This window comes from Burkholderia sp. AU31624 (assembly GCF_020420065.1).
Taxonomy (GTDB): Bacteria; Pseudomonadota; Gammaproteobacteria; order Burkholderiales; family Burkholderiaceae; genus Burkholderia.
The window spans coordinates 254,009-280,291 of sequence record NZ_JAIZRT010000005.1 but is presented as its reverse complement, the minus strand read 5'-3'; the positions used below and the strand labels follow the sequence as shown (position 1 = coordinate 280,291).

Genomic DNA, 26,283 nt, shown 5'->3' with positions numbered 1-26,283 from the left:
GTGCGTGACCTGTCACGGTTGGGTGGAAATGGAAGGGCGCGTGCGGCGATCGATGTGGCGCAACGCGGCGAACGACGCGATCGCGACGGCCGTCGCGGCCGTGAACAGCACGCGCATCGTGCCGCCGGCATCGAGCATCAGCCCGGCTAGCAGCGGGCCGGCCGCGAGCCCCGCGCCGATCACGAAATTGAGCGTGGCCACGAGGCGGCCCGACGTGTCGATCCGCGCGACGGTCGCGAGGATGAACGGCAGGACGAACGTCCACGCGAACTTGAACGCGAAGATCGCCGCGCTATAGCCGCCGGCGTGCCGCATGACCGCGAGCGCGACGAGCGAGGCCGCCAGCAGCGCGTAACCGGCCGCGAGCATCGCGCGCCGTGCGAGCCGGCCGCCTGCGCACGACGCGAGCGCCGCACCGGCGATGCCCATCACGCTTGCGATCGCGAGTACGTTGCCGGTCGACTGCGGATCGAGCCCGGCTTCGGTCGCGGCGCGGCTGGCGAACGTCCACACGCTGCCGATCGCGAGATAGAACGTCAGCACCGCGCCGATCGCGAGCACGACGAAGCGTTGCGGTGTCTGCGCCGCAGCGTTGCGCGCGTTCTGCGCGGCTGGGGCTCGCGTGCCCAGCGTGGACGGAAAGCCGCGCGACAGCGGCGCCGCGATCAGCGCGAGGGCGGCGAGGGCGACATACAGCGCGCGCAACCCGAACGCCGCGAACACATGCGGCAGCACGAACAGGCCGATCGCGCCCGCGATCAACTGGCCGACGACCCACAGGCCGTACACGCGGTCGCTGTTCTCGCTCGTCGCGGCGCTCGTCATGCAGAGCACCATCAGCGAGCCGCCGCCGAGCGCGGTGACGGCGCGCAGCGCGAGCAGCGCGACGAAGCCCGGCATCCACAGCGCGGTCAGCAGGTTGCCCGCGCCGAACAGCGCGACGGCGAATGCGGCGACGCGGCGCGCGTCGACCCGGCCAAGCCACAGGTACGACGGCACGGTCGCGAGGCTGAACGCGCCGAGTTCGACGAAGAAGTAGGTGCCGATCTGCGGCGCGGACAGCCCGAGCTGCGTCGCGAGCTGCCCCGCGACGGCGGGTGCCACGAGCAGCAGCAGCGGCGTGATGGCCGCGAACACGACGAGCGCGACGAGCGTCGAGCGCGCGAAGGTCGATGCGCGGCCGTCGGACGGGAGTGCGGCATCCGGTGAAAGGGTTTTCATGGCGGGTTCTCGTGTGGGGGAATCAGAACAGGTGGTACATGCCGACCATTGCGCCGAACTGCGATGCGCCGGCGAGCGGCGTCGGGTCGTATTCGTAGACGGTCTGCGAACTCTGGCCGCTGTTGCGTGCGTAGCCGAGGTTCACGTACGCGACGGTGCGTTTCGACAGCGCGTACGTGGTGCTCGCGATGAACAGCGTCGGGTGGCCGATTGCCGGCGTGCGCGAGTCGGTGTGGTAGACGCCCGTGTTCAGGCCGATCTCGCTCGACATCTGGTAGCGCGCACCGCCCCAGACGATCGTGCGTGCCGCGTCGAGATCGCCGGTCAGGCGCTCGACGCCCGCATAGACGGTGAGCGGCAGTGTGGCGAACGCATAGCGCGCGGCGAGCGTGCCGAGTTCGCGGCGGCGCGCCGACGTGTCGTCGGCCGCCGAAACCTCGCCATGTGCCTGATGCAGTACCGCGCTGACCGACAGGCCGTTGCTCGTGAACTGGCCGCCGAGTTCGAGCACGCGTCCGGCGCGCGTATTGCCGGCGACGCCGGATGTCGCGGCAAGCGCCTCGAGGTCGAAGCCGGCGAACGTCGGCGACTGGTACTTGACCGAGTGGTCGATGAAGTTCGCGGTCATCGGCACGATGACGCCCTGGCCGCTGTACGACGCATACCAGAGCGGGTCGTAGAACAGCGTCTTGTCGAACAGCACGCTGAACTGCCGGCCGAGCGTGACGGTGCCGACGGGCCCCGCGATGCCGACGTACGCACCGCGGAAGAAGGCATAGCCGGGCACGGTCGCGGTGCCGTCGTTGAGGTTGAGGCCCTGTTCGAGCTTGAACAGCGCACGCCAGCCGCCGCCGAGATCTTCGTGACCTTTCAGCCCGATCTGGGAAGGCAGGATGCCGTAGTTCCGCAGTTGAACGGCCGAGTGGCGCCCGTCGGCATGCGTCAGGTATTGCACGCCGGCGTCGAGCGCGCCGTACAGCGTGAGACTCGACTGCGCGTGCGCGGCAGCGCCGCACGCGGCAAGCGTCGCGACGGCCGCGGCCGTGCGGATGAAGCGGGGTTTCGTCACGTGGGGTTCTCCATACCGTCCTGCATCGGTTTGTCGTTGGTGTTGTCGCGACGCAGTGTCCGCAGCGGGAAAACCTTCGAACAGTCGTACAGATGAACGGTGTGGAAAACCCGTGGTGCGCGGCACGCAAGCGGCGAGTAGCCGTGGCGCGGCGTGCTGCGGAGCAGCAACGTGCCGTGCACCGTTCAAATGGATGGGGCTGGCGCCCGTTCCGGCACCGTGGCCCGTCAAAAAAGCCGATCGCTATAATCGGCCGGTGTCGTTGCGCACATCAGCAGCCCGATCGGGCAGGGGAGCGGAAGGTGAGGATCACGACGGATATCGGGCAGGATCTCGATGCGCTGCGCGACGTGCCGGCCGCCATCGTGCTCGACGACTTCGCCTGGCCGCCGCTGCCGTCCCGGCGCGCCGATTTCGACGGCGTCACGCGCGGCGACGCATCGCAGCGCGAACTCGGGCTGATGCTGCTCGACCTGTACGCGGTTGCCGCACGGTCCGGCATCGGCGAATTCGAATTCCGCTTCTTTTCGCTGTTGCAGGCGCTCATCCCGTTCGACGCCGCATGGACGGGCGTCGCGACCCACGTGCCGACCGGCCCGGTGATGCACAACAGCTTCCTGTACCGTCTGCCGCATGCGTTCTTCAGCGACTGGAAGCGCGTGCGCGATTGCGACCCGCTCGCGCACCGCACGTTGCGCGGCGCGCATGGCCATGCGGTGCGGCTGTCGGTCGTCGAGCCGGGGCTCGATGCGCGGTTTCGCGACTGGTGCGTAAAGTACGGGCTCGCGCAACTGATGTGCGTGTGCACGCTCGATCGCCGGTTCGGCCTGACGACGTTCATGTCGATCTACCGCCAGGGCCTGAATCGTCCGTTCAGCGACGACGATGCACACCGCTTCGAGGAAGTGATCCCGCATCTCGCGGCGGCGCTGACGATCAATCGCGCGGCGCAGCTCACGCGCGAACGCGGCGAGACGGTCGCGCCGGCGGCGCGTGCACTGTGCGACAACTTCGGCGTGCTTCACCATGCCGATCACGGTTTCGACGACGTGCTGCGCACCGAATGGCCGGCATGGGCCGGTGCGCGCGTGCCGGAGCCGCTCGTCGCGCATTTGCGGCGCCAGCCGGGTCAGCCGTTCGTCGGCGATGCGCTGCGAATCCAGTGCGTGCCGGTTGCGGGCCTGTTCCAGATCGAGGCGCGGCCGCGCTCGCTGCTCGACCGGCTGAGCCCGCGCGAGCTCGCGGCGATCCGCTATTACGGCGCAGGGCGCTCGCACAAGGAAGTCGCGCAACAGATGGCGATTTCGCCGACGACCGTGCGCCACTACCTGCGCTGCGCGTACCGCAAGCTCGGCATGCACGACAAGAGCCAGATCGCGGGCGTGCTCGGCGCAACGGGCAGCGCAGCCGACGGCGAGCCGGTGGAAGCCGGGGGCGAGTCGCGCTGAATTGCGCTGAGTCGCACGACCGCCGCACATCGCATGCGGTCGCGAGAATGGTTGTGCCCGCAACTATTGAGCGTTATGCTCGTCAGCTCCCAGGAGACGGAATTCCATCATGAACGACACGAATTCAGGGTCGGTGCGCGCGGCGGTGGTCGGGGTCGGCGCGATCGGCGGGTTGCTCGCGGCCGCGCTGTCGCGGGCCGGCATGACCGTGAGTGCGTATGCGCGCTGCGCAACGCTCGATGCGCTGAATGCGCACGGCGTGCGTGTGATCGACGAGGCGGGCGAGACATCGTCGGTTCCGGTGCGAGCGAGTGACGATGCGGCCGCGCTCGGCGTGCAGGACTACGTGGTGATCGCACTGAAGGCTCAGGTGCTGCCGGCGCTGGCCGCCCGAATTGCGCCGCTGGTCGGGCCGAACACCGTGATCGTCGCGGCGATGAACGGGCTGCCGTGGTGGTTCACGCACGGGCTCGCAGGCGCGCTCGACGGCGTGTCGCTCGATGCGGTCGATCCGGCCGGCGCGGTGTCGGCGGCGTTGCCGCCCGCGCAGGCGATCGGTTGCGTCGTGCACCTGTCGTCGAGTACCGACGCGCCGGGCATCGTGCGCCGTGGGCGCGGCAACCGGCTGATCGTCGGTGCGCCCGATCCGCGGCTTGACGTCGCCACGGCCCGGTTCGCCGCGGCGCTCGCCGCGGGCGGTTTCGACGTCGAGTCGACGCCCGCGATCCGGACCGAGATCTGGACGAAGCTGTGGGGCAACATGAACATGAATCCGCTGAGCGCGCTGACGGGGTCGACGGCCGAGCAGTTGCTCGACGATCCGTTCACGCAGGATCTCGCGCTGCGGATGATGGAAGAGGCGGCCGCGATCGGCGCGAGGCTCGGTCTCTCGACGGGAATGAGCGGGCCCGAGCGGATCGCGGTCACGCGCAAGCTCGGCGCGTTCAAGACGTCGATGCTGCAGGATTTCGAAGCGGGGCGCGCGCTCGAGATCGGGCCGATCCTCGGGGTGTTTCCCGAACTCGGGCGCAAACTCGGCGTGCCGACCCCGTATTGCGACGCGGTGCTCGGGCTGCTGCGCCAGCGCGCGGCGAACAGCGGGTTGTAGCGCGGGCGGGGCCGCTGCATGCTCGACGCAGGCAAGGCCGGGCGCTGCGGTCCGTTTGCATCGCGTAGCGCGGCATGACGCAAAGCGGGCCGCCCAAGTCGCGGGTCAAGCGACCGGGGCGGCCCGTCGAATTCGTCGGATCAAACCTGCGGGCGCCTTGCTCGTGTCGCGGTTCAGTCGTCGCGCTCGGTCGCGTGCGCGACGACCTTGTCGAGCAGCCGTTCGAACGTCTGGCGTTCGCTGTCGGACAGGCACGCAAGCAAGCCGTCGTTCCACTTGCGCACGATCGGCATGATCTTGCGATGCAGCGCGCGGCCGTCGGCGGTCAGCGCGATCAGCACGATCCGGCCATCCTCCTCGCTTGCGCTGCGCTCGAGCAGCCCCTGGCGCAGCAGCGCCTCGGCTGCCCGGCTCGCCTGGCTCTTGTCGAGATTGGTGTGGCGTGCGAGATCCATGATCGAGAACGGGCCGAAGGCGCCGACGGCGGCGATCACGCGCGCCTCGGGCAGCGAGATGTCGAGCTTGTGCCGGTACACCTCGCCGATCCCGCGGTCGGAGCGCTTCGTGAGCGCATGGAGGCGATAGGTCAGAAACTGATCGAGCCCGGCTTGACGGCCTTTCATGTCGAATCCTGAAGAAAAAGGGCGGGCCCGATTGTTCCTGTATCGCGCGCTCGGGTCAACGGTCAGTGTGCGCCGTACTTCAGGCGTGTCAATTGCTCCGCTTCGTTCGCGAGCAGATTGGCCGCGTCGCGGATCGCGACGTCGAGCGTGATCGGCCCGGGAGCCGGCGAGAAGCAGCCGGAAAAATGTTCGGACAGGCGAGGCAGCGCGGCCGGGTCAACGGCGCCCGACAGCAGCGACGCGGGCACGCCGGCGGCCTGCGCGTGGCGGCATGCGATGAACGGCGCCTTGCCGTGCAGCGTCTGCACGTCCGAGCGGCCTTCGCCGGTGATCAGCCAGTCGGCGCCCGCGAGCGCCGTATCGAGCCCGACCTGCCGCGCGACCACTTCGGCGCCCGCTTCGAACTGCGCGCCGAGCATGTGCAGCGCGAAACCGAGGCCGCCCGCGGCGCCGGCGCCCGGCAGGTCGCGGCTGCGACGGTCGAGCGCGGCTTCGAGCAGGTCGGCGAAGCGGGCGAGGGCGGCGTCGAGGGTGGCAACCTGCCCGGGCGTCACGCCTTTTTGCGGGCCGAACACGGCGGTCGCGCCGTGCGCGCCCGTCAGCGGGTTGTCGACGTCGGACATGCCGACGAATTCCGTTTCCTTCAGCCGCGGGTCGAGCCCCGACGCGTCGATGCGCGCGATGTCGGCGAGCCGTGACGGCACGGGCTCGACCGATTGGCCGGCCGCGTCGAAGCACTGCAGGCCGAGGCCCGCGAGCAGCCCGGCGCCCGCGTCGTTGGTGCTGCTGCCGCCGAGCGCGACGAAGAAGCGGCGCACGCCTTCGTCGAGCAGCGTGCGGATCGCCTCGCCCATCCCGCGCGTGCTGCGCGCGTCGACCGGTACGCTCATGCCGACCGGATCCGTAATGCCGACGATCTCGGCCGTCTCGACGATCGCGGTGCGCGCATCGATCACGCCGACCGCCGCATCGCGTGCCGCGAGCGACGCGCCGGCCACCCGCAGCGCGCGCCGCGTGCCGCCGCCCGCCAGCATCGCGTCGAGCGTGCCTTCGCCGCCGTCGGCCATCGGGCAGCAGCGCACGACAGCGTCGGGCCGGGCCCGGCGGATGCCGGTGGCGATCGCGTCCGCGACCTGCTCGGCGGAAAGGGAGCCTTTGAACGAATCGGGCGCGATGACGACGACAGGCGCGGACGGGTGTTGCGGCATGGTGTCTCCGGAAGGCGTGATTGGTGTGACGAATATTGGGGCCGCGACGGCGGCGACCTCTCAATCGGAGCTTACAGGATGGCGGGCCCGTGGTGGATACGGCGTTCGGCATAGCGGCGATCCGCTTGCATTGCCGTGCAAAGGGCGGTTGACGCGGCGCGGACGCATGCGCGTCGCGCCGATCTGGCGGTGTGATGAAAATTGTTTGCTAGAATAGTCGATTCTTCCGGCCAAAGCCGTGCTCCGAGCCGCTTGCGCTAGCCATCCGGCGCGTGCAGGGATGGCGTGGCGCTCCGGCGCGGCGAGTGGATGTGACACACATCACGCCGCAGGCAGGCACGGCAAGGAAAACCCGATTCGCTCGAATAATTTTAGGACGATTGAAGCCATGGCTAACGTTGTTGAGAACCTCGGCAAGCTTGAACGCCGCGTGACGATTTCCCTGCCGAAAGACACCGTGCAGAAGGAAATCGACGCCCGTATCCAGAAACTCGCGAAGACCGTGCGCATGCCGGGTTTCCGCCCGGGCAAGGTGCCGGTGAAGATGGTCGCGCAACAGTACGCGGGCCAGGTCGAGGCGGAAGTGCTGAGCGACAAGATCGGCCAGGAATTCTTCACGATCAGCCGCGCGGAAAACCTGCGCGTCGCTGGCCAGCCGAGCTTCGAGCCGAAGCAGGAGCAGGCTGAAGGTGCATACGCGTTCGACGCGACGTTCGAGGTCTACCCGGAAGTCAAGATCGGCGATCTGGCGACGGCTGAAGTCGAGCGCTCGACGACGTCGATCGGCGACGCCGAAATCGACCGCACGCTGGACATCCTGCGCAAGCAGCGCGTGCACTTCCACGCACGTGGCGAAGCCGGCGAGCACGGCGACGGCGGCGCGGACACCGCAGCGAAGAACGGCGACCGCGTGACGGTCGACTTCGTCGGCAAGATCGACGACGTCGCGTTCCAGGGCGGCACGGCTGAAGATTTCCCGTTCGTGCTCGGCGAAGGCCGCATGCTGCCGGAATTCGAAACCGCGGCGCTGGGCCTGAAGGTCGGCGAATCGCGCACGTTCGACCTGGCGTTCCCGGAGGACTACCACGGCAAGGACGTCGCGGGCAAGACGGCGCAGTTCACGGTCACGATGAAGAAGATCGAGTGGCCGCACCTGCCGGAAATCGACGCGGAATTCGCGAAGTCGCTCGGCATCGAAGACGGCGACCTCACGAAGATGCGCGCCGAGATCAAGGAAAACCTCGAGCGCGAAGCGAAGCGTCGCACGCAGTCGATCGTCAAGAACCAGGTGATGGACGCGCTGCTGAAGATCTCCGAACTCGACGTGCCGAAGGCGCTGATCGAGCAGGACCAGCAACGTCTCGTCGAAATGGCTCGCCAGGACCTGGCGCAGCGCGGCGTGCCGAACGCGAAGGACGCACCGATCCCGGCCGAGATGTTCACCGAGCAGGCAGAACGCCGCGTGAAGCTGGGCCTCGTGCTGGCCGAGCTCGTGAAGTCGAACGGCCTCGAAGCGAAGCCGGAACAGATCCGCGCGGAAGTCGACGAGTTCGCGAAGAGCTACGAAGACCCGAAGGAAGTGGTCCGCTGGTATTATTCGAACCAGCAGCGCCTCGCCGAGATGGAAGCGTTCGTCGTTGAAAGCAACGTCGTCGATTTCGTGCTGGGCAAGGCGAAGGTGACGGACAAGGAAGTGAGCTTCGAAGCACTCGCGAGCGCATCGGCGCAAGCGTAAGTGTTGCTCTAGCGGCGTGCCGGCTGTCGGAGCGACGGCCCGCACGCCGTTTTTACGTCAAGCGCACGGTTGCCATTAATATGGCGATTGAGCGGGCGGCTTCCTTCCGTTCAATTTTCCATTCGAACAAGGTTCATTGAATGATCACTCGCGCTGAATTGCTGGACATGCTTGCTTCGAACGCGCCGCAGGGTTTCGAGGCGCAAGCGCTGGGGCTGGTGCCGATCGTCGTCGAAACGAGCGGCCGCGGCGAGCGTTCGTACGATATCTACTCGCGTCTCCTGAAGGAGCGCCTGGTGTTCATGGTCGGCGAAGTGAACGACCAGACCGCCAACCTCGTGGTCGCGCAGCTGCTGTTCCTCGAGAGCGAGAATCCCGACAAGGACATCAGCCTGTACATCAACAGCCCGGGCGGGTCGGTGTCGGCCGGCATGGCGATCTACGACACGATGCAGTTCATCAAGCCGGACGTGTCGACGCTGTGCATGGGCCTCGCGGCCAGTATGGGTGCGTTCCTGCTCGCGTCGGGTGCGAAGGGCAAGCGTTTCGCGCTGCCGAACTCGCGCGTGATGATTCACCAGCCGCTCGGCGGCGCACGCGGCCAGGCATCCGACATCGAGATCCAGGCACGCGAAATCCTCTACCTGAAGGAGCGGCTGAACCAGTTGCTCGCGCAGCACACGGGCCAGGACGTCGAGCGCATCGCGCGCGACACCGACCGTGATAACTTCATGTCGAGCGAGGACGCGAAGGCGTACGGGCTGATCGATCAGGTGCTGTTGAAGCGCCCGTGAGCTTAAACGGGGTGCCGCCCCGATTCGGGCGGCGCCGTCAAACGTCCCGAGTGCCCTGAGCATCTGCGGCAAGCGCATCCAGCCGGCTCCGGTCGCGCCCTAGGCGCGGCGTCCGGAGCAATCGGCGTATCATGTCATTTACCTGTCCGGAGGCTCTACATTCATGGCGGACAAAAAAGGTTCGAACAGCGAGAAGCTGTTGTATTGCTCGTTTTGCGGAAAGAGCCAGCATGAGGTGAAAAAACTCATCGCGGGCCCGTCGGTGTTCATCTGCGATGAATGCATCGACCTCTGCAACGAAATCATTCGCGACGAGGCGGCTGCCGCCGGCGTCGAGGCCAGCCTGTCCCGGTCGGATCTCCCGAGCCCGCAGGAAATTCGCGACATCCTCGATCAGTACGTGATCGGCCAGGAGCGTGCGAAGAAAATCCTCGCGGTGGCCGTGTACAACCACTACAAGCGCCTGAAGCATCTCGACAAGAAGGACGACGTCGAGCTGTCGAAGAGCAACATCCTGCTGATCGGCCCGACGGGCTCCGGCAAGACGCTGCTCGCGCAGACGCTCGCGCGGTTGCTCAACGTGCCGTTCGTGATCGCCGATGCGACGACGCTGACCGAAGCCGGCTACGTCGGCGAGGACGTCGAGAACATCATCCAGAAGCTGTTGCAGAACTGCAACTACGAGGTCGACAAGGCCCAGCGCGGGATCGTCTACATCGACGAAATCGACAAGATCAGCCGCAAGTCGGACAACCCGTCGATCACGCGCGACGTGTCGGGCGAGGGCGTCCAGCAGGCGCTGCTGAAGCTCGTCGAGGGCACGATGGCGTCGGTGCCGCCGCAGGGTGGCCGCAAGCACCCGAACCAGGATTTCATCCAGGTCGACACGACCAACATCCTGTTCATCTGCGGCGGTGCATTCGACGGCCTCGAGAAGGTGATCACCGACCGTACCGAGAAAACCGGCATCGGCTTCGGCGCGACGGTCAAGAGCAAGCAGGAACGCGACGCGGGCGAAGTGCTGCGCGAAACGGAACCGGAAGACCTGATCAAATTCGGTCTGATCCCCGAATTGATCGGCCGCCTGCCGGTGGTCGCGACGCTCGGCAAGCTCGATGAAGCCGCGCTGATGAAGATCCTGGTCGAGCCGAAGAACGCGCTCGTCAAGCAGTATCACAAGCTGTTCGCGATGGAGCGCGTCGAGCTGGAGATCCGGCCGGGCGCACTGCAGGCAGTCGCCCGCAAGGCGATCCGCCGCAAGACCGGCGCGCGCGGTTTGCGTTCGATCATCGAACAGGCATTGCTCGACGTGATGTACGAGCTGCCGACGATGAAAGGGGTCAGCAAGGTCATCATCGACGAGAACGTCATCGATGGCGACGGCAAGCCTTTGCTGATCTACGAGGACACGCCGAAGGTGGCGGGTTCGAACTGACCGGCTTGCCGACGATGTTCTGCGAAAAAGGCCGTTCATGAGACCGTGGGCGGCTTTTTTTCGTTTATCTTGTGGGTAACTCTGACTCGACACGCGGTGGTTACTTTCTTACCGAATATTTCCCGCACTTGAAGGCTTGCAATTCGTTGTGGCGGCCTCAATTACCGAACAATTGATTCCACTCATGGGGAAATGAAATGTCAGGCACCCAACTTCTCCCGCCGGAACGCATCACGCTCCCGCTGCTGCCGCTGCGGGATGTCGTCGTTTTCCCGCACATGGTGATTCCGCTCTTCGTGGGCCGGCCGAAATCGATCAAGGCCCTCGAAGCAGCGATGGAAGGCGGCAAGCACATCATGCTCGTCGCCCAGAAAACCGCGGCCAAGGACGAACCGACCGAAAAGGACATGTACGAGGTCGGTTGTATCGCCAACATCCTGCAGATGCTGAAGCTGCCGGACGGCACCGTGAAGGTGCTCGTCGAGGGCCTGCAGCGCGCGAAGGCGTTGTCGATCGAAGAGCAGGAAACGCAATTCTCCTGCGAAGTGATGCCGCTCGAGCCCGATCACGCCGACAGCGCTGAAACGGAAGCGCTGCGCCGCGCGATCGTGTCGCAGTTCGACCAGTACGTGAAGCTGAACAAGAAGATCCCGCCGGAGATCCTCACGTCGCTGTCGGGCATCGACGAAGCAGGCCGCCTCGCCGACATGATCGCCGAGCGCCTGCCGCTGAAGCTCGACCAGAAGCAGCACATCCTCGAGATGTTCCCGGTCATCGAGCGCCTCGAGCATCTGCTCGCGCAGCTCGAAGCCGAGATCGACATCCTGCAGGTGGAAAAGCGCATCCGCGGGCGCGTGAAGCGCCAGATGGAAAAGAGCCAGCGCGAGTACTACCTGAACGAACAGGTCAAGGCGATCCAGAAGGAACTGGGCGAAGGCGAAGAGGGTGCGGATCTCGAGGAACTCGAGAAGCGCATCAATGCCGCGCGCATGCCGAAGGAAGCGAAGAAGAAGGCCGACGCCGAGCTGAAGAAGCTGAAGCTGATGTCGCCGATGTCGGCGGAAGCCACCGTCGTGCGCAATTACATCGACACGCTGATCGGCCTGCCGTGGCGCAAGAAGAGCAAGGTCAACAACGACCTGTCGAACGCCGAGCAGGTGCTCGACGAGGATCACTTCGGCCTCGAGAAGGTGAAGGAACGTATCCTCGAGTATCTCGCGGTCCAACAGCGCGTCGACAAGGTGAAGGCGCCGATCCTGTGCCTCGTCGGGCCTCCGGGCGTCGGCAAGACCTCGCTCGGCCAGTCGATCGCCCGCGCGACGAACCGCAAGTTCGTCCGGATGGCGCTCGGTGGCGTGCGTGACGAAGCCGAGATCCGTGGCCACCGTCGGACGTACATCGGTTCGATGCCGGGCAAGATCCTGCAGAGCCTCACGAAGGTCGGCGTGCGCAATCCGCTCTTCCTGCTCGACGAAGTCGACAAGATGGGCATGGATTTCCGCGGCGATCCGTCGTCGGCGCTGCTCGAAGTGCTCGATCCGGAACAGAACCACACGTTCGCCGACCACTACATCGAAGTCGACTTCGACCTGTCGGACGTGATGTTCGTCGCGACGTCGAACTCGCTGAACATCCCGCCGCCGCTGCTCGACCGGATGGAAGTGATCCGCCTGTCGGGTTACACGGAAGACGAGAAGGTCAGCATCGCCCAGCGTTACCTGCTGCCGAAGCAGAAGAAGAACAACGGGCTGAAGGAAGGCGAGATCGAGGTCACCGAGCAGGCGATCCGCGACATCATCCGCTACTACACGCGTGAAGCCGGTGTGCGTTCGCTCGAGCGGGAAGTGTCGAAGATCTGCCGCAAGGTCGTGAAGATGCTGCTGCTGAAGAAGGCATCGGGCGCGATCAAGGTCGACGGCGAAAACCTCGATACGTTCCTCGGTGTACGCAAGTACGACTTCGGCCTCGCGGCGAAGGAAAACCAGGTCGGTCAGGTGACGGGCCTCGCGTGGACGGAAGTCGGTGGCGATCTGCTGACGATCGAAGCCGCGGTGATGCCGGGCAAGGGCAACGTGATCCGTACGGGTTCGCTCGGCGACGTGATGAAGGAGTCGGTCGAGGCGGCACGTTCGGTCGTGCGCTCGCGCTCGCGTCGTCTCGGCATCAAGGACGAAGCGTTCGAGAAGCAGGACATCCACATCCACGTGCCGGAAGGCGCGACGCCGAAGGACGGTCCGTCCGCAGGCGGTGCGATGACGACCGCGCTGGTGTCGGTGCTGACGGGTATTCCCGTGCGTGCCGATGTCGCGATGACGGGCGAAATCACGCTGCGTGGTGAAGTCCTGCCGATCGGTGGCCTGAAGGAGAAGCTGCTCGCCGCGCATCGCGGTGGCATCAAGCTCGTGCTGATCCCGGAAGAGAACGTGAAGGATCTCGCCGAGATTCCGGACAACGTGAAGAACGCGATCGAGATCGTGCCGGTCCGCTGGATCGACAAGGTGCTGGAACTCGCGCTCGAGCGTTCGCCGACCCCGTTGCCGCCGGAAGAAGAGGCGAAGGCGGCGGCACCGGTTGCTGATGCGGCGAAGGATGCCGGCTCGACGGAATTCGTCAAGCACTAAGCATCGGGACATCGTCGTTCCTGACGGTTGTTCACGAAACCCGCGGCATGGCCGCGGGTTTTTTTATGCGTAGCCGAATCGTGTGCGCGAACGTTTAAAAAATTCGCGTCAGGGCTTTGCAAAATGATCTGGGATGAATTAAACTTGCGGGCTCGCTGGTTGTTGATGCCGAAACGCAGATCGCAGCCAGAACGAATCGGAAACGGGTGCTTAGCTCAGCTGGTAGAGCGGCGCCCTTACAAGGCGTAGGTCGGGGGTTCGAACCCCTCAGCACCCACCAGTTTCCTGATTCAGCCAGACCAAGGAGCGGTAGTTCAGTCGGTTAGAATACCGGCCTGTCACGCCGGGGGTCGCGGGTTCGAGTCCCGTCCGCTCCGCCAAACGAACAAAAATGCCTGCCGAGTGCGGGCATTTTTGTTTTGTGCGCCTGTTTGCCGCGCCGTAGTCGCCCACGCGACGCCTGCTTTTCTCCCGTCCCACCCCGTATGTTGTAATATCGGACGTTTTGTCCAATTTTCCCGTCACGCATGCTCGATTTCTTCCGTAATCACCAGCGCCTGATGATGGCGCTCCTGCTCCTGATCGTGTTGCCGGGGCTGGGTTTCGTCGGGATCCAAGGCTTCCGCGGCTTCTTCGACGACAGCGCGAACGTCGCGGCAGTCAACGGGCACAAGATCACGCGGGTCGAATTCGACGGCGCGTTCCGTCAGCAGATCGACCAGGCGCGTCAGGCGCTCGGCGGGCAGTTCGACATCAAGATGTTCGATACGCCCGAGCACCGCAAGCAGGTGCTCGACGGCCTGATCCAGCAACGCGTGCTGGCCGACGAGACCCAACGTCTGCACCTGACCGCATCCGACAACGCCGTGCGCGACGCGCTGATGAGCGACCCGATGATTGCGTCGCTGAAGAAGCCCGACGGTACGATCGATGTCGAGCGCTATGCGCAACTGCTGTCGTTCCAGGGGATGACGCCCGAGCAGTATCAGGAGCGCGTGCGCTACAGCCTCTCGCTGCAACAGATCCCCGCCAGCATCGTGTCGACTGCATTCACACCGAAGAGCCTTGCGCAACGCCTGTCCGAACTCGCGGCGCAGCAGCGCGAAGTGCAGGCGCTCGTGCTGAAGACGAGCGACTTCGCCGCAAAGGTCCAGCCGACCGATGCGCAGCTCGCCGCGTACTATGACGCGCACAAGCAGAGCTTCGCGACGCCGGAGACCGCGACGATCCAGTACCTCGTCTATTCGCCCGCCGCAGCGGCCGCGGGCGCGCAGCCGACCGAGGCGGACATCAAGAAGTTCTATGACGACAATCCGACGCACTTCCGCACCGAAGCACAGGTGCGCGTGAGCCACATCTTCATCGCCGCGCCGGGCAACGCAAGCGCGGCCGACAAGGCTGCGGCGAAGACGAAGGCCGAGCAGCTGCTGGCCGACGTGAAGGCGCATCCGGACCAGTTCGCGCAGATCGCGCAGAAGAGCTCGCAGGACGCACCGTCGGCAGCGAAGGGCGGCGACCTCGGCTTTATCACGCGTGGCTCGACGGCGGGCGGCAAGGCGTTCGACGATGCCGCGTTCGCACTCAAGCAGGGCGACGTGAGCGGTGTCGTGCAGTCGGATCTCGGCTTCCACATCCTGAAGGCGACGGAAGTGAAGCCGGCCGCCGTCAAGCCGTTCGCCGACGTGAAGGACCAGATCGCAGTCGATCTCAAGCAGCAGTACGCATCGAAGGCGTTCACGGACAACGCGGAAGGCTTCACGTCCACCGTCTACGAAAAGGCGAAGACGCTGCAGCCGGCCGCGGACAAGTACAAGCTGACGATCCAGACGGCCACCGTCACGTCGACGCCGAATCCGCAGCTGCCGCCGGCGAGCCCGTTGAACAATCCGAAGTTCCTGGCCGCCGTGTTCGCCAACGACTCGGTGAAGAGCCAGAACAATACGCAGGCGATCGACGTCGGCAACAACACGCTGATCTCGGCGCGCGTGACCGACTACAAGCCGGCCGCCGTGCCCGCGCTCGACGCGATCAAGGACGTCGTGCGCCAGAAGGTCGTGGCCGAACAGGCTGCGGAACTCGCGAAGAAGGACGGCGCGGCGAAGCTCGCCGAACTGCAGAAGTCGAAGTCGGTCGACGGGTTCGCGGCCGCGCAGAAGGTGTCGCGCACGCAGTCGCAGGGCCTGACGCCGGCGGCACTGAGCGCCGTGTACAAGGTCGATGCGAAGACGCTGCCGGCGTACGTCGGTGTCGATCTCGGCGCGGACGGCTATGCGATCTACCGCGTGAACGCGGTGATCCCGGGTTCGGCGGTCGATCCGCAGCAACTGGCCGCCGCACAGCAGCAGATGGCGCAGGTCGACGCGCAGAGCGAAGGCGAAGCGTATCTCGCCGCACTGCGTGACCGCTCGAAGGTGAAGCTGTACGGCTCGACGGCCAGCCAGTCGCAGGACGGCGACAACTGAGCGTCGTTTCGCACGCAACAAAAAGCCCCGCTTCATGCGGGGCTTTTTGTTTTCCGGCGGGGCGGCAGCGTCAGCCGCGCGGCTTGCCGAGCAGCGGCTTCAGCGCAGGCCAGACGTTGTCGAGCAGAATGCCTTGCGCCTGTTGTGCAGGGTGCATCTGGTCGGCCTGGAACAACTCCGGCTTGTTCTCGATGCCGGCCAGCAGGAACGGCACGAGCGGCACGCCGAGATCCTTCGACAGCCGCGTATAGACGGCGTGGAACTTCTGCGTGTAGTCGGGGCCGTAATTGGGTGGCACATACATGCCGACCAGCACGACCTTCGCCCGCGCCTGTCGTGCGCCTGCGATGATGTCGCGCAGGTTCTGCTCGGTCGTGGCGAGCGGCACGCCGCGCAGCGCATCGTTGGACCCGAGCTCGACGACGACGATCGACGGCTTGAGCCGTTGCAGCACCGCGGGCAGCCGCGCGCGGCCGCCGCTCGTGGTGTCGCCGCTGACGCTGGCGTTCGCGACGCTATAATCGATTCGCTCGGTCGTGAGCCGTTGCCGCAGCAATGCCACCCAGCCGGTGTCGCGCGGCAGCCCGTATTCGGCCGACAGGCTGTCGCCGAGTACGACGATCACGGGCTGGCCTGATGTCGCCGCCGGCGTCGTTGCGGCGCGCGCCGGCACGGTGGCAGCGAGCAGGGTGCCCAGCAGCGCGGCGACCGCCGCGCGTCTTTTCCAGCGAAATGTCGTGTCCATGTTCAAGATTCCCGATCCGATCATCGAAGTCCATGACGTATGCAAGCGGGTCGCCGATGCAACGGGCGAGCTGACGATCCTCGACGGCATCACGCTCGCCGTGCAGCCGGGCAGCAGCCTCGCGATCGTCGGCGCGTCGGGCTCGGGTAAATCGACGCTGCTCGGCCTGCTTGCCGGGTTGGACAGCGCGACGAGCGGCACGGTTCGCCTGCTCGGTCGTGCGCTCGACCAGCTCGACGAGGATGCGCGCGCGGCGCTGCGCAACGGCGCAGTCGGCTTCGTGTTCCAGTCGTTCCAGTTGATGCCGCACCTGACGGCGCTCGAGAACGTCATGCTGCCGCTCGAGCTGCAGGGCGGCATCAGCGCGCGTGAAGCAGCCGATCGTGCCCGGGCGCTGCTCGTGCAGGTCGGTCTCGGCGAGCGTACCGCACATTATCCAAAGCTGTTGTCCGGGGGCGAGCAGCAGCGTGTCGCGCTTGCACGCGCATTCGTCACGCGCCCGGCGATCCTGTTCGCCGACGAGCCGACCGGCAGCCTCGATGCGGCCACCGGCCATGCGGTCATCGACCTGATGTTCGAGCTGAACCGCACGCACGGCGCCACGCTCGTGCTCGTCACGCACGATGTCGAACTCGCACGCCGCTGCGCGACGACCGTGACGATCGACGCCGGACGCATCGTCGAGCCGCACGCGGAGCAGCGCGGCACCTGAATTGAGCGGCCGGCCGCGCAAGCAGGGCTGCGCGGCCGGCATCGGCATGACGCCGATACCTGAGCGCGTCAGCGCTTCAGCGCCGCGCGGGCGCGCTCGATCAGCGCGGTGGTGGACGAGTCGTGCTTGGCCGGATCGACCGACTCGGACGTCAGGTCGGCTTCCACCACCTTGCCGAGAATCTTGCCGAGCTCGACGCCCCACTGGTCGAACGGATTGATGTCCCACACCGTTGCCTGCACGAGCACCTTGTGTTCATACAGCGCGATCAGCGCGCCGAGCGTGCGCGGCGTCAGCGCATCGACAAGCAGCGTCGTCGTCGGGCGGTTGCCCGGGAACGTCAGGTGCGGCGCGAGCGCCTCCTTGCCCGGGCCCGCCACCTTGCGCGCTTCGTCGAGCGTGCGGCCGAGCATCAGCGCCTCGCTCTGCGCAAAGCAGTTCGCCAGCAGCTTCGGATGATGGCTCGCGAGCGGATGCTCGGGCGTCAGCACCGCGATGAAGTCGATCGGCACGATCGTCGGCCCCTGGTGCAGCATCTGGAAGAACGCGTGCTGGCCGTTGGTGCCCGGCTCGCCCCACGTGACGGCGGAGGTCGGGTAGTCGACGAAGGTGCCGTCCAGGCGCGCGGATTTACCGTTGCTCTCCATTTCGAGCTGCTGCAGGTACGACGGCAGGTAGTGCAGCGCTTCCGAATACGGTGCGACGAGATAGCTCTGCGAACCGAAGAAATTCCGGTACCAGATGCCGATCAGGCCGAGCAGCACGGGCAGGTTGCGCTCGAGCGGCGCTTCGCGGAAATGTCGGTCCATGTCGTTCGCGCCCGCCAGCAGCTCGTCGAACTGCTCGGGGCCGATCGCGATCATGATCGACAGGCCGACTGCCGACCACAACGAATAGCGGCCGCCGACCCAGTCCCACATTTCGAACACGTTGTCCGCGGCGATGCCGAACTTCACGACTTCGGCCGGGTTCGCCGACACGCCGACGAAGTGCTTCGCGAGCGCGTCCTCGGGGCAGCCGCGCGCGACGAACCAGTCGCGCAGCGAGCGAGCATTCGTCATCGTCTCGAGCGTCGTGAAAGTCTTCGACACGATGATCGCGAGCGTTTCCTCCGGATCGACCTGCTCGAGCACGCGCGCGAGATCGGCGCCGTCGACGTTCGACACGAAGTGCGTGGTGATGTCAGGCGTCGCGACGTGATGCAGTGCATGCACGACCATCTTCGGCCCGAGATCGGAGCCGCCGATGCCGATGTTGATCACGTGGCGGATGCGCTTGCCGGTGTAGCCCGTCCACGTGCCGCTGCGCACGGCGCGCGCGAAGGTCGCCATCTTCGCGCGCTCGGCGCTGATCTGTGCGTGGAACGGCGCTTGCGGATCGGTCGCGCGCAGCGCGGTGTGCAGCGCGGCACGGCCCTCGGTCGGGTTGACGATCTCGCCCGCGAACATCGCGTCGCGGCGTGATTCGACGCCCGCGTCGCGCGCGAGTTGCACGAGCAGGCGCAGCGTCTCGTCATTGATGCGGTTCTTCGAGAAATCTGCGGCGAGGCCGCCGCCTGCGAGCGTGAAGCGCTCGGCACGCGTCGGCGCGTGGTCGTGTTCCGGCGCGAACCAGTCGCGCAGGCGAGCATGGCGGATTTGCTCGAAGTGGGATTGAAGGGCAGTCCAGGCGGGGAGCGAATTCAGCGTCATGGCGGTTCGAGTGAAGCGTGAATCGGGAGGAATGCCGCGCCGGCTCATCGGGATCGGAAGGCCGGCGGACGAGAGGGTCCGCCGTGCGGCGGGGCAGTCAGTATAGCGGCGTTATGTGTCGGCGCGCGGCGACGCGTAAAAAAGGCGATTGATCAGCGTGCGCACCATCGGCGCGAGTTCGCCGGCCGTGAGTCCGGCCGGGCCGGTGCCGTGTGCGGTCAGCGTGTTGGCCGCGAGGCCGTGCAGGTAGACGCCCGCGAGCGCTGCCTCGTACGGTGCGACGCGCTGCGCGAGCAACGCGCCGATCAGTCCGCCGAGTACGTCGCCGGTGCCGCCCGTGGCGAGCGCCGCGTTGCCGGTCGGATTGATCGTCACGCGGCCGTCGGGTGCCGCAATCACCGTGCCCGAGCCTTTCAGCACGACGTTCGCTACATAGCGAGCCGCGAGCGCTTGCGCGGCCGTCACGCGGTCGCGCTGGATCGTCGCCGTGTCGCTGCCGAGCAACCGGGCGGCTTCGAGCGGATGCGGCGTCAGCACGCACGGATTGCCGCGCGTACCGCGCGTGGCGACGGCGGTCGCGAGATCGGCATGTGTCGCGACGAGGTTCAGCGCATCGGCATCGAGCAGCGTCGCGGCATCGTGTGCGAGCACGTCGCGCACGAGCGTCGCCGCCGCCTCGCGCGTGCCCAGCCCGCAGCCGGCCGCGATGGCGGTCATCGCGCCGAGATCGAGGCCGTCGGCCGGATGCAGCATCAGTTCGGGGAACGGCGGGTCGTACGGCGGCGCGCCGGCGCCGAGGAAGCCGACGTGCACCTTGCCGGCACCGGCGAACAGCGCGGCGCGGGCGGCCAGGATCGGCGCGCCGCACATGCCCGTGTCGCCGCCGAGTACCGCGAGACTGCCGAACGTGCCCTTGTGGGACGCGAATGCGCGCGCGGGCAGGGCGGCGGCGAACCGCGCGGGCGCGTTCAGCACGATGGCCGGCGCGGCGGGGGGCGCGACGTCGAGCGCGGCGACGTCGATCTCGCCGGCGAGATCGCGGCCTTCGCCCGTATAGAGGCCCGGCTTCGCGGCGATGAAGGTAAGCGTATGGGTGGCGGTGACAGCGACGCCCGCGCCGACGATCTGGCCCGTATCGCTGTCGAGCCCGCTCGGGACATCGAGGGCGAGCACCTGGCCGCCGCTGCGCGCATGCGCGGCGATGCGCTGGGCCTGCTCGGCGAATGCGCCGTCGAGCGCGCGGCCGAGACCGATGCCGAACAGCCCGTCGACGATCCATGCAAAGCTGTCCAGCGAAGCAGGCGGTGTGGCGGATAGCGGTACGCCCGCCGCGCGCGCGAGGCCGAGCGCCCATTGCGCGTCGTCTGGTTTGACGGGCACCGGCATCCACGCTTGCGTGGCGACCCCGAGCTGCTGGAGGTGAGCGGCGGCAACCAGCGCGTCACCGCCGTTGTTGCCCGGGCCGACCGCGAACCACACGGGCCGGTCGTCGCCGGCCATGCGCTCGGACAGCCAGTGCGCGGCGGCGGCGCCGGCGCGACCCATCAGCGTATGCGGCGGCAGCGCCGCCGCGGCGTCGGTTTCGGCCGTGCGCAGCTCGGTGACGCGCAGCAGCGCGATCGGATCGGAATCGGGGAGCGGGCGGGTATTGACGGTCATCGCGGGGTCGTGGCGGCTGGCTAGGTGGCCGCCGGGAGCGGGCCCGCGGCGGTCAGGTCGTGAAGCGCCCGGCGCGCAGCGCGGCGAGCGTGTCGGCGGGCCAGTGCTGCACGTCGCCGCCCAGATAGTCGGTCACCACTTTAGCAGACCCGCAGGCGAGCCCCCAGCCGGCCGGGCCGTGTCCGAAATTGACGAACACGCGCGGATGCGGGGTCGGACCGACGACCGGCAGGCCGTCCGGCGACAGCAACTGCGTGCCTTGCCACGACAACGCGGCCGAGATTCGCGCGGCGCCGGGCACCCAGTCGTGGACGGCCTGGCCGAGCAGCGCGAGCGCGGCCTCGGACAGCGGCTCGGCGAGCGGCTTCGCGGTATCGGGCAGGCTCTGCAGCACGGCGCCGCCGCCGACGCGCAGCCGCTGGTGAGTGCGCGTGATAGAGATCCGCTTGATCGAATCGATGACGTTCAGGTGCGGCGCGTGTTCTTCGTACGCGACCGGCGCGGTGAGCGTATGGACGCGCACCGGATGCAGCGGCAAGCGCCAGCCGAGCCGGTCGAGCAGCGGCAGGCTGCCGGCGCCGGCGGCGACCACGATCGCATCGGCGGAAATGACGTCGACCTCGCGTGCGTTCGACGCGCGCCGGTCGCCGGGCGGGACGAGCTCGACCGCGGCACGGCCGGTGTCGACGCGGATCGCGGCGACTTCCGCGCCGAAGCGGAACTGCACGCCGTGCTCGTCGAGCGTCTGCTTGACCAGTTTCGCGAACAGCGGGCAATTGCCGGTGCGTTCGGTCTCGAGCAGCACGCCGCCGGCGAAGCCGGGTTCGGCCGGCACCGACGGTTCGAGCGTCGCGCATTCGTCGGCGGAGAGCAGGCGGTACGGCTGGTCGAGCGTGCGCAGCAGGTCGAGCGCGGGCTGCATCGCGTCCCAGTCGCGCGGATCGCGCACCACGTGCAGGATGCCGGGCTTCTGTTCGAATTCGAGTTCGAGGCGCGTCTCGATGTCGGCGAGCGTGTCGCGCGACGCATCGGTCAGCGGGCGCAGCCGCGCGTACTGGGCGGCGAACGCGCCGGGTTCGCGCAGCGTGCCGAGCTGCTTGACGAAGCGGCGCACGCCGCCGTTGAAGCCCGGCTTGTAGACGATGCCGCTGTCGCGCGGCTGGCGCTGGCGCATGAAAGTCGGGCCGAACCAGACGTCGAGCGGGCTCGGCAGCAGCGCGCCGCCGTCGCCGTAGGTCGCACCCTGCGCGACGGTGGCGTGACGTTCGACCACGCACACGCGATGGCCGGCCGCGCGCAACTGGTAGGCGGTGGCGACGCCGCTGATTCCGCCGCCGATGACGATGACATCCATGGATTGCTTCGATGACGGGCGGCGCGCAGGCGCCGCCCGGTGAGAATTCGCTGAGGGCCCCGGCCCGGTGAACCCGGAATGATAGCGCCAAAATCGCGGGAACCGGCGCCGGGCGAGCACGGACCGTGCAGCCGCGCCACGGCCGCCGGCTGCCGCGCCCGCGCGGGGCGGCCCGGCGGGCGGGGCTGTACGCGGCGCGCACCGTGGCACCGTTGCGGTGCATGCACGCTACCGATTGGCCGGTCAGGGGCGACCGACTTCCGGGTATAATTACGGCCTTCCTTTCGCCCCACGTCGCCACCTCGCGCGACTCATCGACGTCAGTCCAGCCCATGGCTCACTTCTCGTGTTTTCCCGGCGCTTCGGCCCTCTCCGATTTCCGTCAAACCCGTCTGCTCGACACGCTCAAGCAAATCGACGCCAACATCGTCGCGGTGCGCGGGCAGTTCCTGCACTTCGTCAATGCGGCCGAGCCGCTGTCGGCCGACGACAGCGCGCGCATCGACGCGCTGATGCACTACGGCGCGCCGTTCGAGCCGGCGGCCGAGAAGGGCACGGCCGAGACCTTCGTCGTGCTGCCGCGCTTCGGCACGGTCTCGCCGTGGGCGAGCAAGGCGACCGACATCGCGCAGCACTGCGGCCTCACGCAGGTGCGCCGCATCGAGCGCGGCGTCGAATTCACGGTCACGCTGAAGTCGGGCCTGCTCGGCGGCAAGAAGGCGCTGTCGGATGACGCGCGCGCAGCCGTGGCAGCCGCGCTGCATGACCGGATGACCGAAAGCGTGGTCGCCGCACGCGACGACGCGAAGCACCTGTTCGACGAACTGCCGGCCAAGCCGCTCGCGCGCGTCGACGTGCTGGGCGTCGGCCGCGGCGCGCTCGAACGCGCGAACGTCGAGCTGGGCCTCGCGCTCGCCGACGACGAGATCGACTACCTGGTCGACGCGTTCCGCAAGCTCGAACGCAACCCGACCGACGTGGAACTGATGATGTTCGCGCAGGCGAACAGCGAGCACTGCCGCCACAAGATCTTCAACGCGCAGTGGACGATCGACGGCGAGGCGCAGGACATGTCGCTGTTCGCGATGATCCGCAACACCGAGAAGCTGAACCCGCAGGGCACGATCGTCGCGTATTCGGACAACTCGTCGATCATGGTCGGCGCCGAAGCCGAACGCTGGTTCCCGCGCAACGCAGGCGCGGCCGGCGAGCCGGGTGAACGCTATGGCCGCCACACCGAGCTCACGCACACGCTGATGAAGGTCGAGACGCACAACCACCCGACGGCGATCTCGCCGTTCCCGGGTGCGGCGACCGGCGCGGGCGGCGAGATCCGCGACGAAGGCGCGACGGGCCGCGGTGCGCGCCCGAAGGCCGGCCTCACGGGCTTCACCGTGTCGAACCTCGATCTGCCCGACGCACGCCAGTCGTGGGAAAACGCGCGCGACGCGGCCCAGCCGGTCGGCGAGCGCAACCCGAACGAGGCGCACGGCCCGTACGGCCGCCCCGACCGCATCGCGTCGCCGCTGCAGATCATGATCGACGGCCCGCTCGGCGGCGCCGCGTTCAACAACGAATTCGGCCGTCCGAACCTCGGCGGCTATTTCCGCGTGTACGAGCAGAACGTCGGCGGGAAGGTGCACGGCTATCACAAGCCGATCATGATCGCGGGCGGTCTCGGCAACATCGCCGACCAACATACGCACAAACACGACGTGCCGGCCGGCTCGCTGCTGATCCAGATCGGCGGCCCGGGCATGCGGATCGGCATGGGCGGCGGCGCCGCGAGCTCGATGGCGACCGGCGCGAACACGGCCGAACTGGACTTCGACTCGGTGCAGCGCGGCAACCCGGAAATCGAGCGTCGCGCACAGGAAGTGATCAACGGCTGCTGGCAGCTCGGCGCGGAAAACCCGATCCTGAGCATCCACGACGTCGGCGCGGGCGGCCTGTCGAATGCGTTCCCCGAGATCGTCGACGGTGCGGGCAAGGGCGCGCGCTTCGAGCTGCGCAAGGTCGCGCTCGAGGAATCGGGCCTGTCGCCGCGCGAAATCTGGTCGAACGAAGCGCAGGAGCGCTACGTGCTGGCGATCGCGCCGGCCGACCTGCCGCGCTTCGAGGCGATCTGCGCCCGCGAGCGCTGCCCGTTCGCGGTGGTCGGTGTCGCGACCGACGAACGCCAGTTGAAGCTCGTCGACGACGAAGCGACGGGCGCCGACGAATACCCGGTCGACATGCCGATGGAAGTCCTGCTCGGCAAGCCGCCGCGCATGCATCGCGACGTCACGCGCGTGGCGACCGAGCGTGCGCCGGTCGACGTGACGGGCATCGCGTTGTCGGCGGTCGCGGTCGACGTGCTGAAGCACCCGACGGTCGGCAGCAAGTCGTTCCTGATCACGATCGGCGACCGCTCGGTCGGCGGCACGTCGGTGCGCGACCAGATGGTCGGCCCGTGGCAGGTGCCGGTGGCCGACTGCGCGGTCACCGCGCTCGACTACGCGGGCTTCAAGGGCGAGGCGATGACGATGGCCGAGCGCACGCCGCTCGCCGTGATCAATGCGCCGGCATCGGGCCGCATGGCGGTCGGCGAGGCGATCACGAACATCGCGAGCGCGCCGATCGCGGCGCTCGACAAGCTGAAGCTGTCGGCGAACTGGATGGCGGCATGCGGTACGGCCGGCGAGGACGCCGCGCTGTTCGATACGGTCAAGGCGATCGGCATGGAGCTGTGCCCGGCGCTCGGGATCGGCATCCCGGTCGGCAAGGATTCGCTGTCGATGAAGACGAAGTGGGACGAGCAGGGCGTCGCGAAGGAAGTGGTGTCGCCGGTGTCGCTGATCATCTCCGCGTTCGCGCCGGTCGAGGACGTGCGCCGTCACCTGACGCCGCAACTGCGCCGCATCGCCGACGCGGGCGACAGCGTGCTGATCGCGATCGATCTCGGCCGCGGCAAGAACCGGATGGGCGGCAGCATCTTCGCGCAGGTCACGCAGCAGGTCGGCGACACGACGCCGGACGTCGACGACGCGGAGGACCTGAAGCGCTTCTTCAACGCGATCCAGTCGCTCAATGCGCAAGACAAGCTCCTGGCCTACCACGACCGCTCGGACGGCGGCCTGTGGGCGACGGTGTGCGAAATGGCGTTCGCGGGCCACGCGGGCGTGTCGCTGAACGTCGACATGCTGACGCTCGACCCGAATCACGAATCCGACTACGGCGACGCGAAGGACTGGGCGAAGCAGACGAGCGGCCGCCGCGAGGATCGCACGCTGCGCGCGCTGTTCTCCGAGGAACTCGGCGCCGTCGTGCAGGTGCGTGCAACCGATCGCGACGCGGTGCTCGGCGCGCTGCGCGAGTTCGGCCTGTCGGCGTGCTCGCACGTGATCGGCTCGGTCAACGATCGCGACGTGATCGAGGTATACCGCGACGCGAAGAAGATCTTCGACGCACCGCGCACCGAACTCCATCGCGCATGGAGCGAAGTGAGCTGGCGCATCGCGCGCCTGCGCGACAACCCCGCGTGTGCGGATGCCGAATACGACGCACTGCTCGACGCGGCCGATCCGGGCATCTCGCCGGTGCTGAGCTTCGATCCGGCCGACGACATCGCCGCGCCGTTCATCGCGACGGGCGCACGGCCGCGCGTCGCGATCCTGCGCGAGCAGGGCGTGAACTCGCATCTGGAAACGGCCTACGCGTTCGACCGCGCGGGCTTCGATGCACACGACGTGCACATGAGCGACCTGCTCGCCGGCCGTGCCACGCTCGCCGATTTCGCGGGTGCGGTCGCATGCGGCGGCTTCTCGTACGGCGACGTGCTGGGCGCGGGCGAAGGCTGGGCGAAGACGATCCGCTTCAACGCGAACCTCGCCGACATGTTCTCGGCCTTCTTCGCACGTCCCGACACGTTCGCGCTCGGCATCTGCAACGGTTGCCAGATGCTGTCGAGCCTCGCGTCGATGATCCCGGGCGCGGAGGCGTGGCCGAAGTTCACGCGCAACAAGTCCGAGCAGTTCGAGGCGCGTTTCTCGTTCGTCGAAGTGGAGAAGTCGCCGTCGATCTTCTTCGCGGGGATGGAAGGTTCGCGGATTCCGGTCGCGGTCGCGCACGGCGAAGGCTATGCGGACTTCTCGCAGCAGGGCGACATCGATCGCGTCGCGGTCGCGATGCGTTACGTCGACCACCGCGGCGAAGCCACCGAGCGTTATCCGTTCAACCCGAACGGCTCGCCGGCCGGCATCACGTCGGTCACGACGGCCGACGGGCGCTTCTCGGTGCTGATGCCGCACATGGAGCGCGTGCATCGCACGGTCGCGATGAGCTGGCACCCGGAAAGCTGGGGTGAAGCGAGCCCGTGGATGCGCGTGTTCCGCAACGCGCGCCGCTGGATCGGCTGAT

Annotated in this window: 17 protein-coding genes and 2 tRNA genes; 11 read left to right on the top strand and 8 right to left on the bottom strand. The window is 67.4% G+C overall.

From position 1 onward, the window contains the following. Positions 1-12: 12 nt before the first annotated feature. Together LGM89_RS20325 and LGM89_RS20320 are read right to left on the bottom strand one after the other, a co-directional pair. Positions 13-1,221, bottom strand: coding sequence for an MFS transporter (locus tag LGM89_RS20325; protein WP_226273748.1), 1,209 nt, complete (start codon positions 1,219-1,221; stop codon positions 13-15). Between the two features lie 22 nt (positions 1,222-1,243). Then, the gene (locus LGM89_RS20320) at positions 1,244-2,290 is read right to left on the bottom strand and encodes a porin (RefSeq protein WP_226273747.1); all 1,047 of its coding nucleotides are present in this window, start codon (positions 2,288-2,290) and stop codon (positions 1,244-1,246) included. 302 nt (positions 2,291-2,592) lie between these two features. Here LGM89_RS20320 and LGM89_RS20315 point away from each other — a divergent pair, with 302 nt between their 5' ends. Both LGM89_RS20315 and LGM89_RS20310 read left to right on the top strand, forming a co-directional pair. Beyond that, entirely contained in the window at positions 2,593-3,738 is a 1,146-nt protein-coding gene (locus LGM89_RS20315) for a helix-turn-helix transcriptional regulator (RefSeq protein WP_226273746.1), read from the top strand. 109 nt (positions 3,739-3,847) lie between these two features. Then, entirely contained in the window at positions 3,848-4,846 is a 999-nt protein-coding gene (locus LGM89_RS20310) for a 2-dehydropantoate 2-reductase (RefSeq protein ID WP_089495048.1), read from the top strand. Positions 4,847-5,019: 173 nt separating this feature from the next. On the opposite strand, the gene LGM89_RS20305 is transcribed toward LGM89_RS20310, so the two are convergent. Together LGM89_RS20305 and LGM89_RS20300 are read right to left on the bottom strand one after the other, a co-directional pair. Next, positions 5,020-5,469: a MarR family winged helix-turn-helix transcriptional regulator gene (locus tag LGM89_RS20305; RefSeq protein WP_039367176.1), complete on the bottom strand. Its 450-nt coding sequence runs from the start codon at positions 5,467-5,469 to the stop codon at positions 5,020-5,022. Between the two features lie 62 nt (positions 5,470-5,531). Continuing rightward, positions 5,532-6,677 (bottom strand): glycerate kinase, encoded by a 1,146-nt coding sequence (locus LGM89_RS20300; protein WP_089495047.1) that lies wholly within the window; start codon positions 6,675-6,677, stop codon positions 5,532-5,534. A 388-nt stretch (positions 6,678-7,065) separates the two neighbouring features. Here LGM89_RS20300 and tig point away from each other — a divergent pair, with 388 nt between their 5' ends. From tig to LGM89_RS20265, 7 genes are all read left to right on the top strand, one after another. After that, complete coding sequence (gene tig / locus LGM89_RS20295) at positions 7,066-8,412, top strand: trigger factor (protein WP_046545923.1); 1,347 nt, start codon at positions 7,066-7,068, stop codon at positions 8,410-8,412. Between the two features lie 140 nt (positions 8,413-8,552). After that, positions 8,553-9,206, top strand: coding sequence for an ATP-dependent Clp endopeptidase proteolytic subunit ClpP (gene clpP, locus LGM89_RS20290; protein ID WP_010092137.1), 654 nt, complete (start codon positions 8,553-8,555; stop codon positions 9,204-9,206). A gap of 163 nt (positions 9,207-9,369) precedes the next feature. Beyond that, positions 9,370-10,641, top strand: a complete 1,272-nt coding sequence (gene clpX / locus LGM89_RS20285; RefSeq protein ID WP_006489345.1) for an ATP-dependent Clp protease ATP-binding subunit ClpX — start codon at positions 9,370-9,372, stop codon at positions 10,639-10,641. A gap of 197 nt (positions 10,642-10,838) precedes the next feature. Next, positions 10,839-13,262, top strand: coding sequence for an endopeptidase La (gene lon / locus LGM89_RS20280; RefSeq protein ID WP_011352361.1), 2,424 nt, complete (start codon positions 10,839-10,841; stop codon positions 13,260-13,262). A 204-nt stretch (positions 13,263-13,466) separates the two neighbouring features. Then, a tRNA-Val gene (locus tag LGM89_RS20275) sits at positions 13,467-13,542 on the top strand. 23 nt (positions 13,543-13,565) lie between these two features. Next, a tRNA-Asp gene (locus LGM89_RS20270) sits at positions 13,566-13,642 on the top strand. 147 nt (positions 13,643-13,789) lie between these two features. Next, positions 13,790-15,724, top strand: a complete 1,935-nt coding sequence (locus tag LGM89_RS20265; RefSeq protein WP_226273745.1) for a SurA N-terminal domain-containing protein — start codon at positions 13,790-13,792, stop codon at positions 15,722-15,724. Between the two features lie 70 nt (positions 15,725-15,794). Here the strand turns inward: LGM89_RS20265 and LGM89_RS20260 are convergent, their stop codons facing one another. After that, complete coding sequence (locus LGM89_RS20260) at positions 15,795-16,469, bottom strand: arylesterase (protein WP_089425623.1); 675 nt, start codon at positions 16,467-16,469, stop codon at positions 15,795-15,797. Here LGM89_RS20260 and LGM89_RS20255 point away from each other — a divergent pair. Then, positions 16,468-17,181: an ABC transporter ATP-binding protein gene (locus tag LGM89_RS20255; protein ID WP_089495045.1), complete on the top strand. Its 714-nt coding sequence runs from the start codon at positions 16,468-16,470 to the stop codon at positions 17,179-17,181. The genes LGM89_RS20260 and LGM89_RS20255 overlap by 2 nt on opposite strands. 68 nt (positions 17,182-17,249) lie before the next feature. Here LGM89_RS20255 and pgi read toward each other — a convergent pair whose 3' ends face one another. The 3 genes from pgi to LGM89_RS20240 form a co-directional block, all read right to left on the bottom strand. After that, positions 17,250-18,872, bottom strand: coding sequence for a glucose-6-phosphate isomerase (gene pgi, locus LGM89_RS20250; protein ID WP_226206866.1), 1,623 nt, complete (start codon positions 18,870-18,872; stop codon positions 17,250-17,252). 111 nt (positions 18,873-18,983) lie between these two features. After that, a complete protein-coding gene (locus tag LGM89_RS20245; RefSeq protein WP_226273744.1) occupies positions 18,984-20,531 on the bottom strand; it encodes an NAD(P)H-hydrate dehydratase in 1,548 nt (515 codons plus the stop codon). Positions 20,532-20,583: 52 nt separating this feature from the next. Further along, positions 20,584-21,885, bottom strand: coding sequence for an FAD-dependent oxidoreductase (locus LGM89_RS20240; protein ID WP_226273743.1), 1,302 nt, complete (start codon positions 21,883-21,885; stop codon positions 20,584-20,586). A gap of 332 nt (positions 21,886-22,217) precedes the next feature. Between LGM89_RS20240 and purL the strand changes: the two genes are divergently transcribed. Next, on the top strand, positions 22,218-26,282 hold the full coding sequence (gene purL, locus LGM89_RS20235) for a phosphoribosylformylglycinamidine synthase (protein ID WP_226206863.1): 4,065 nt from the start codon (positions 22,218-22,220) through the stop codon (positions 26,280-26,282). Position 26,283 lies beyond the last annotated feature (1 nt).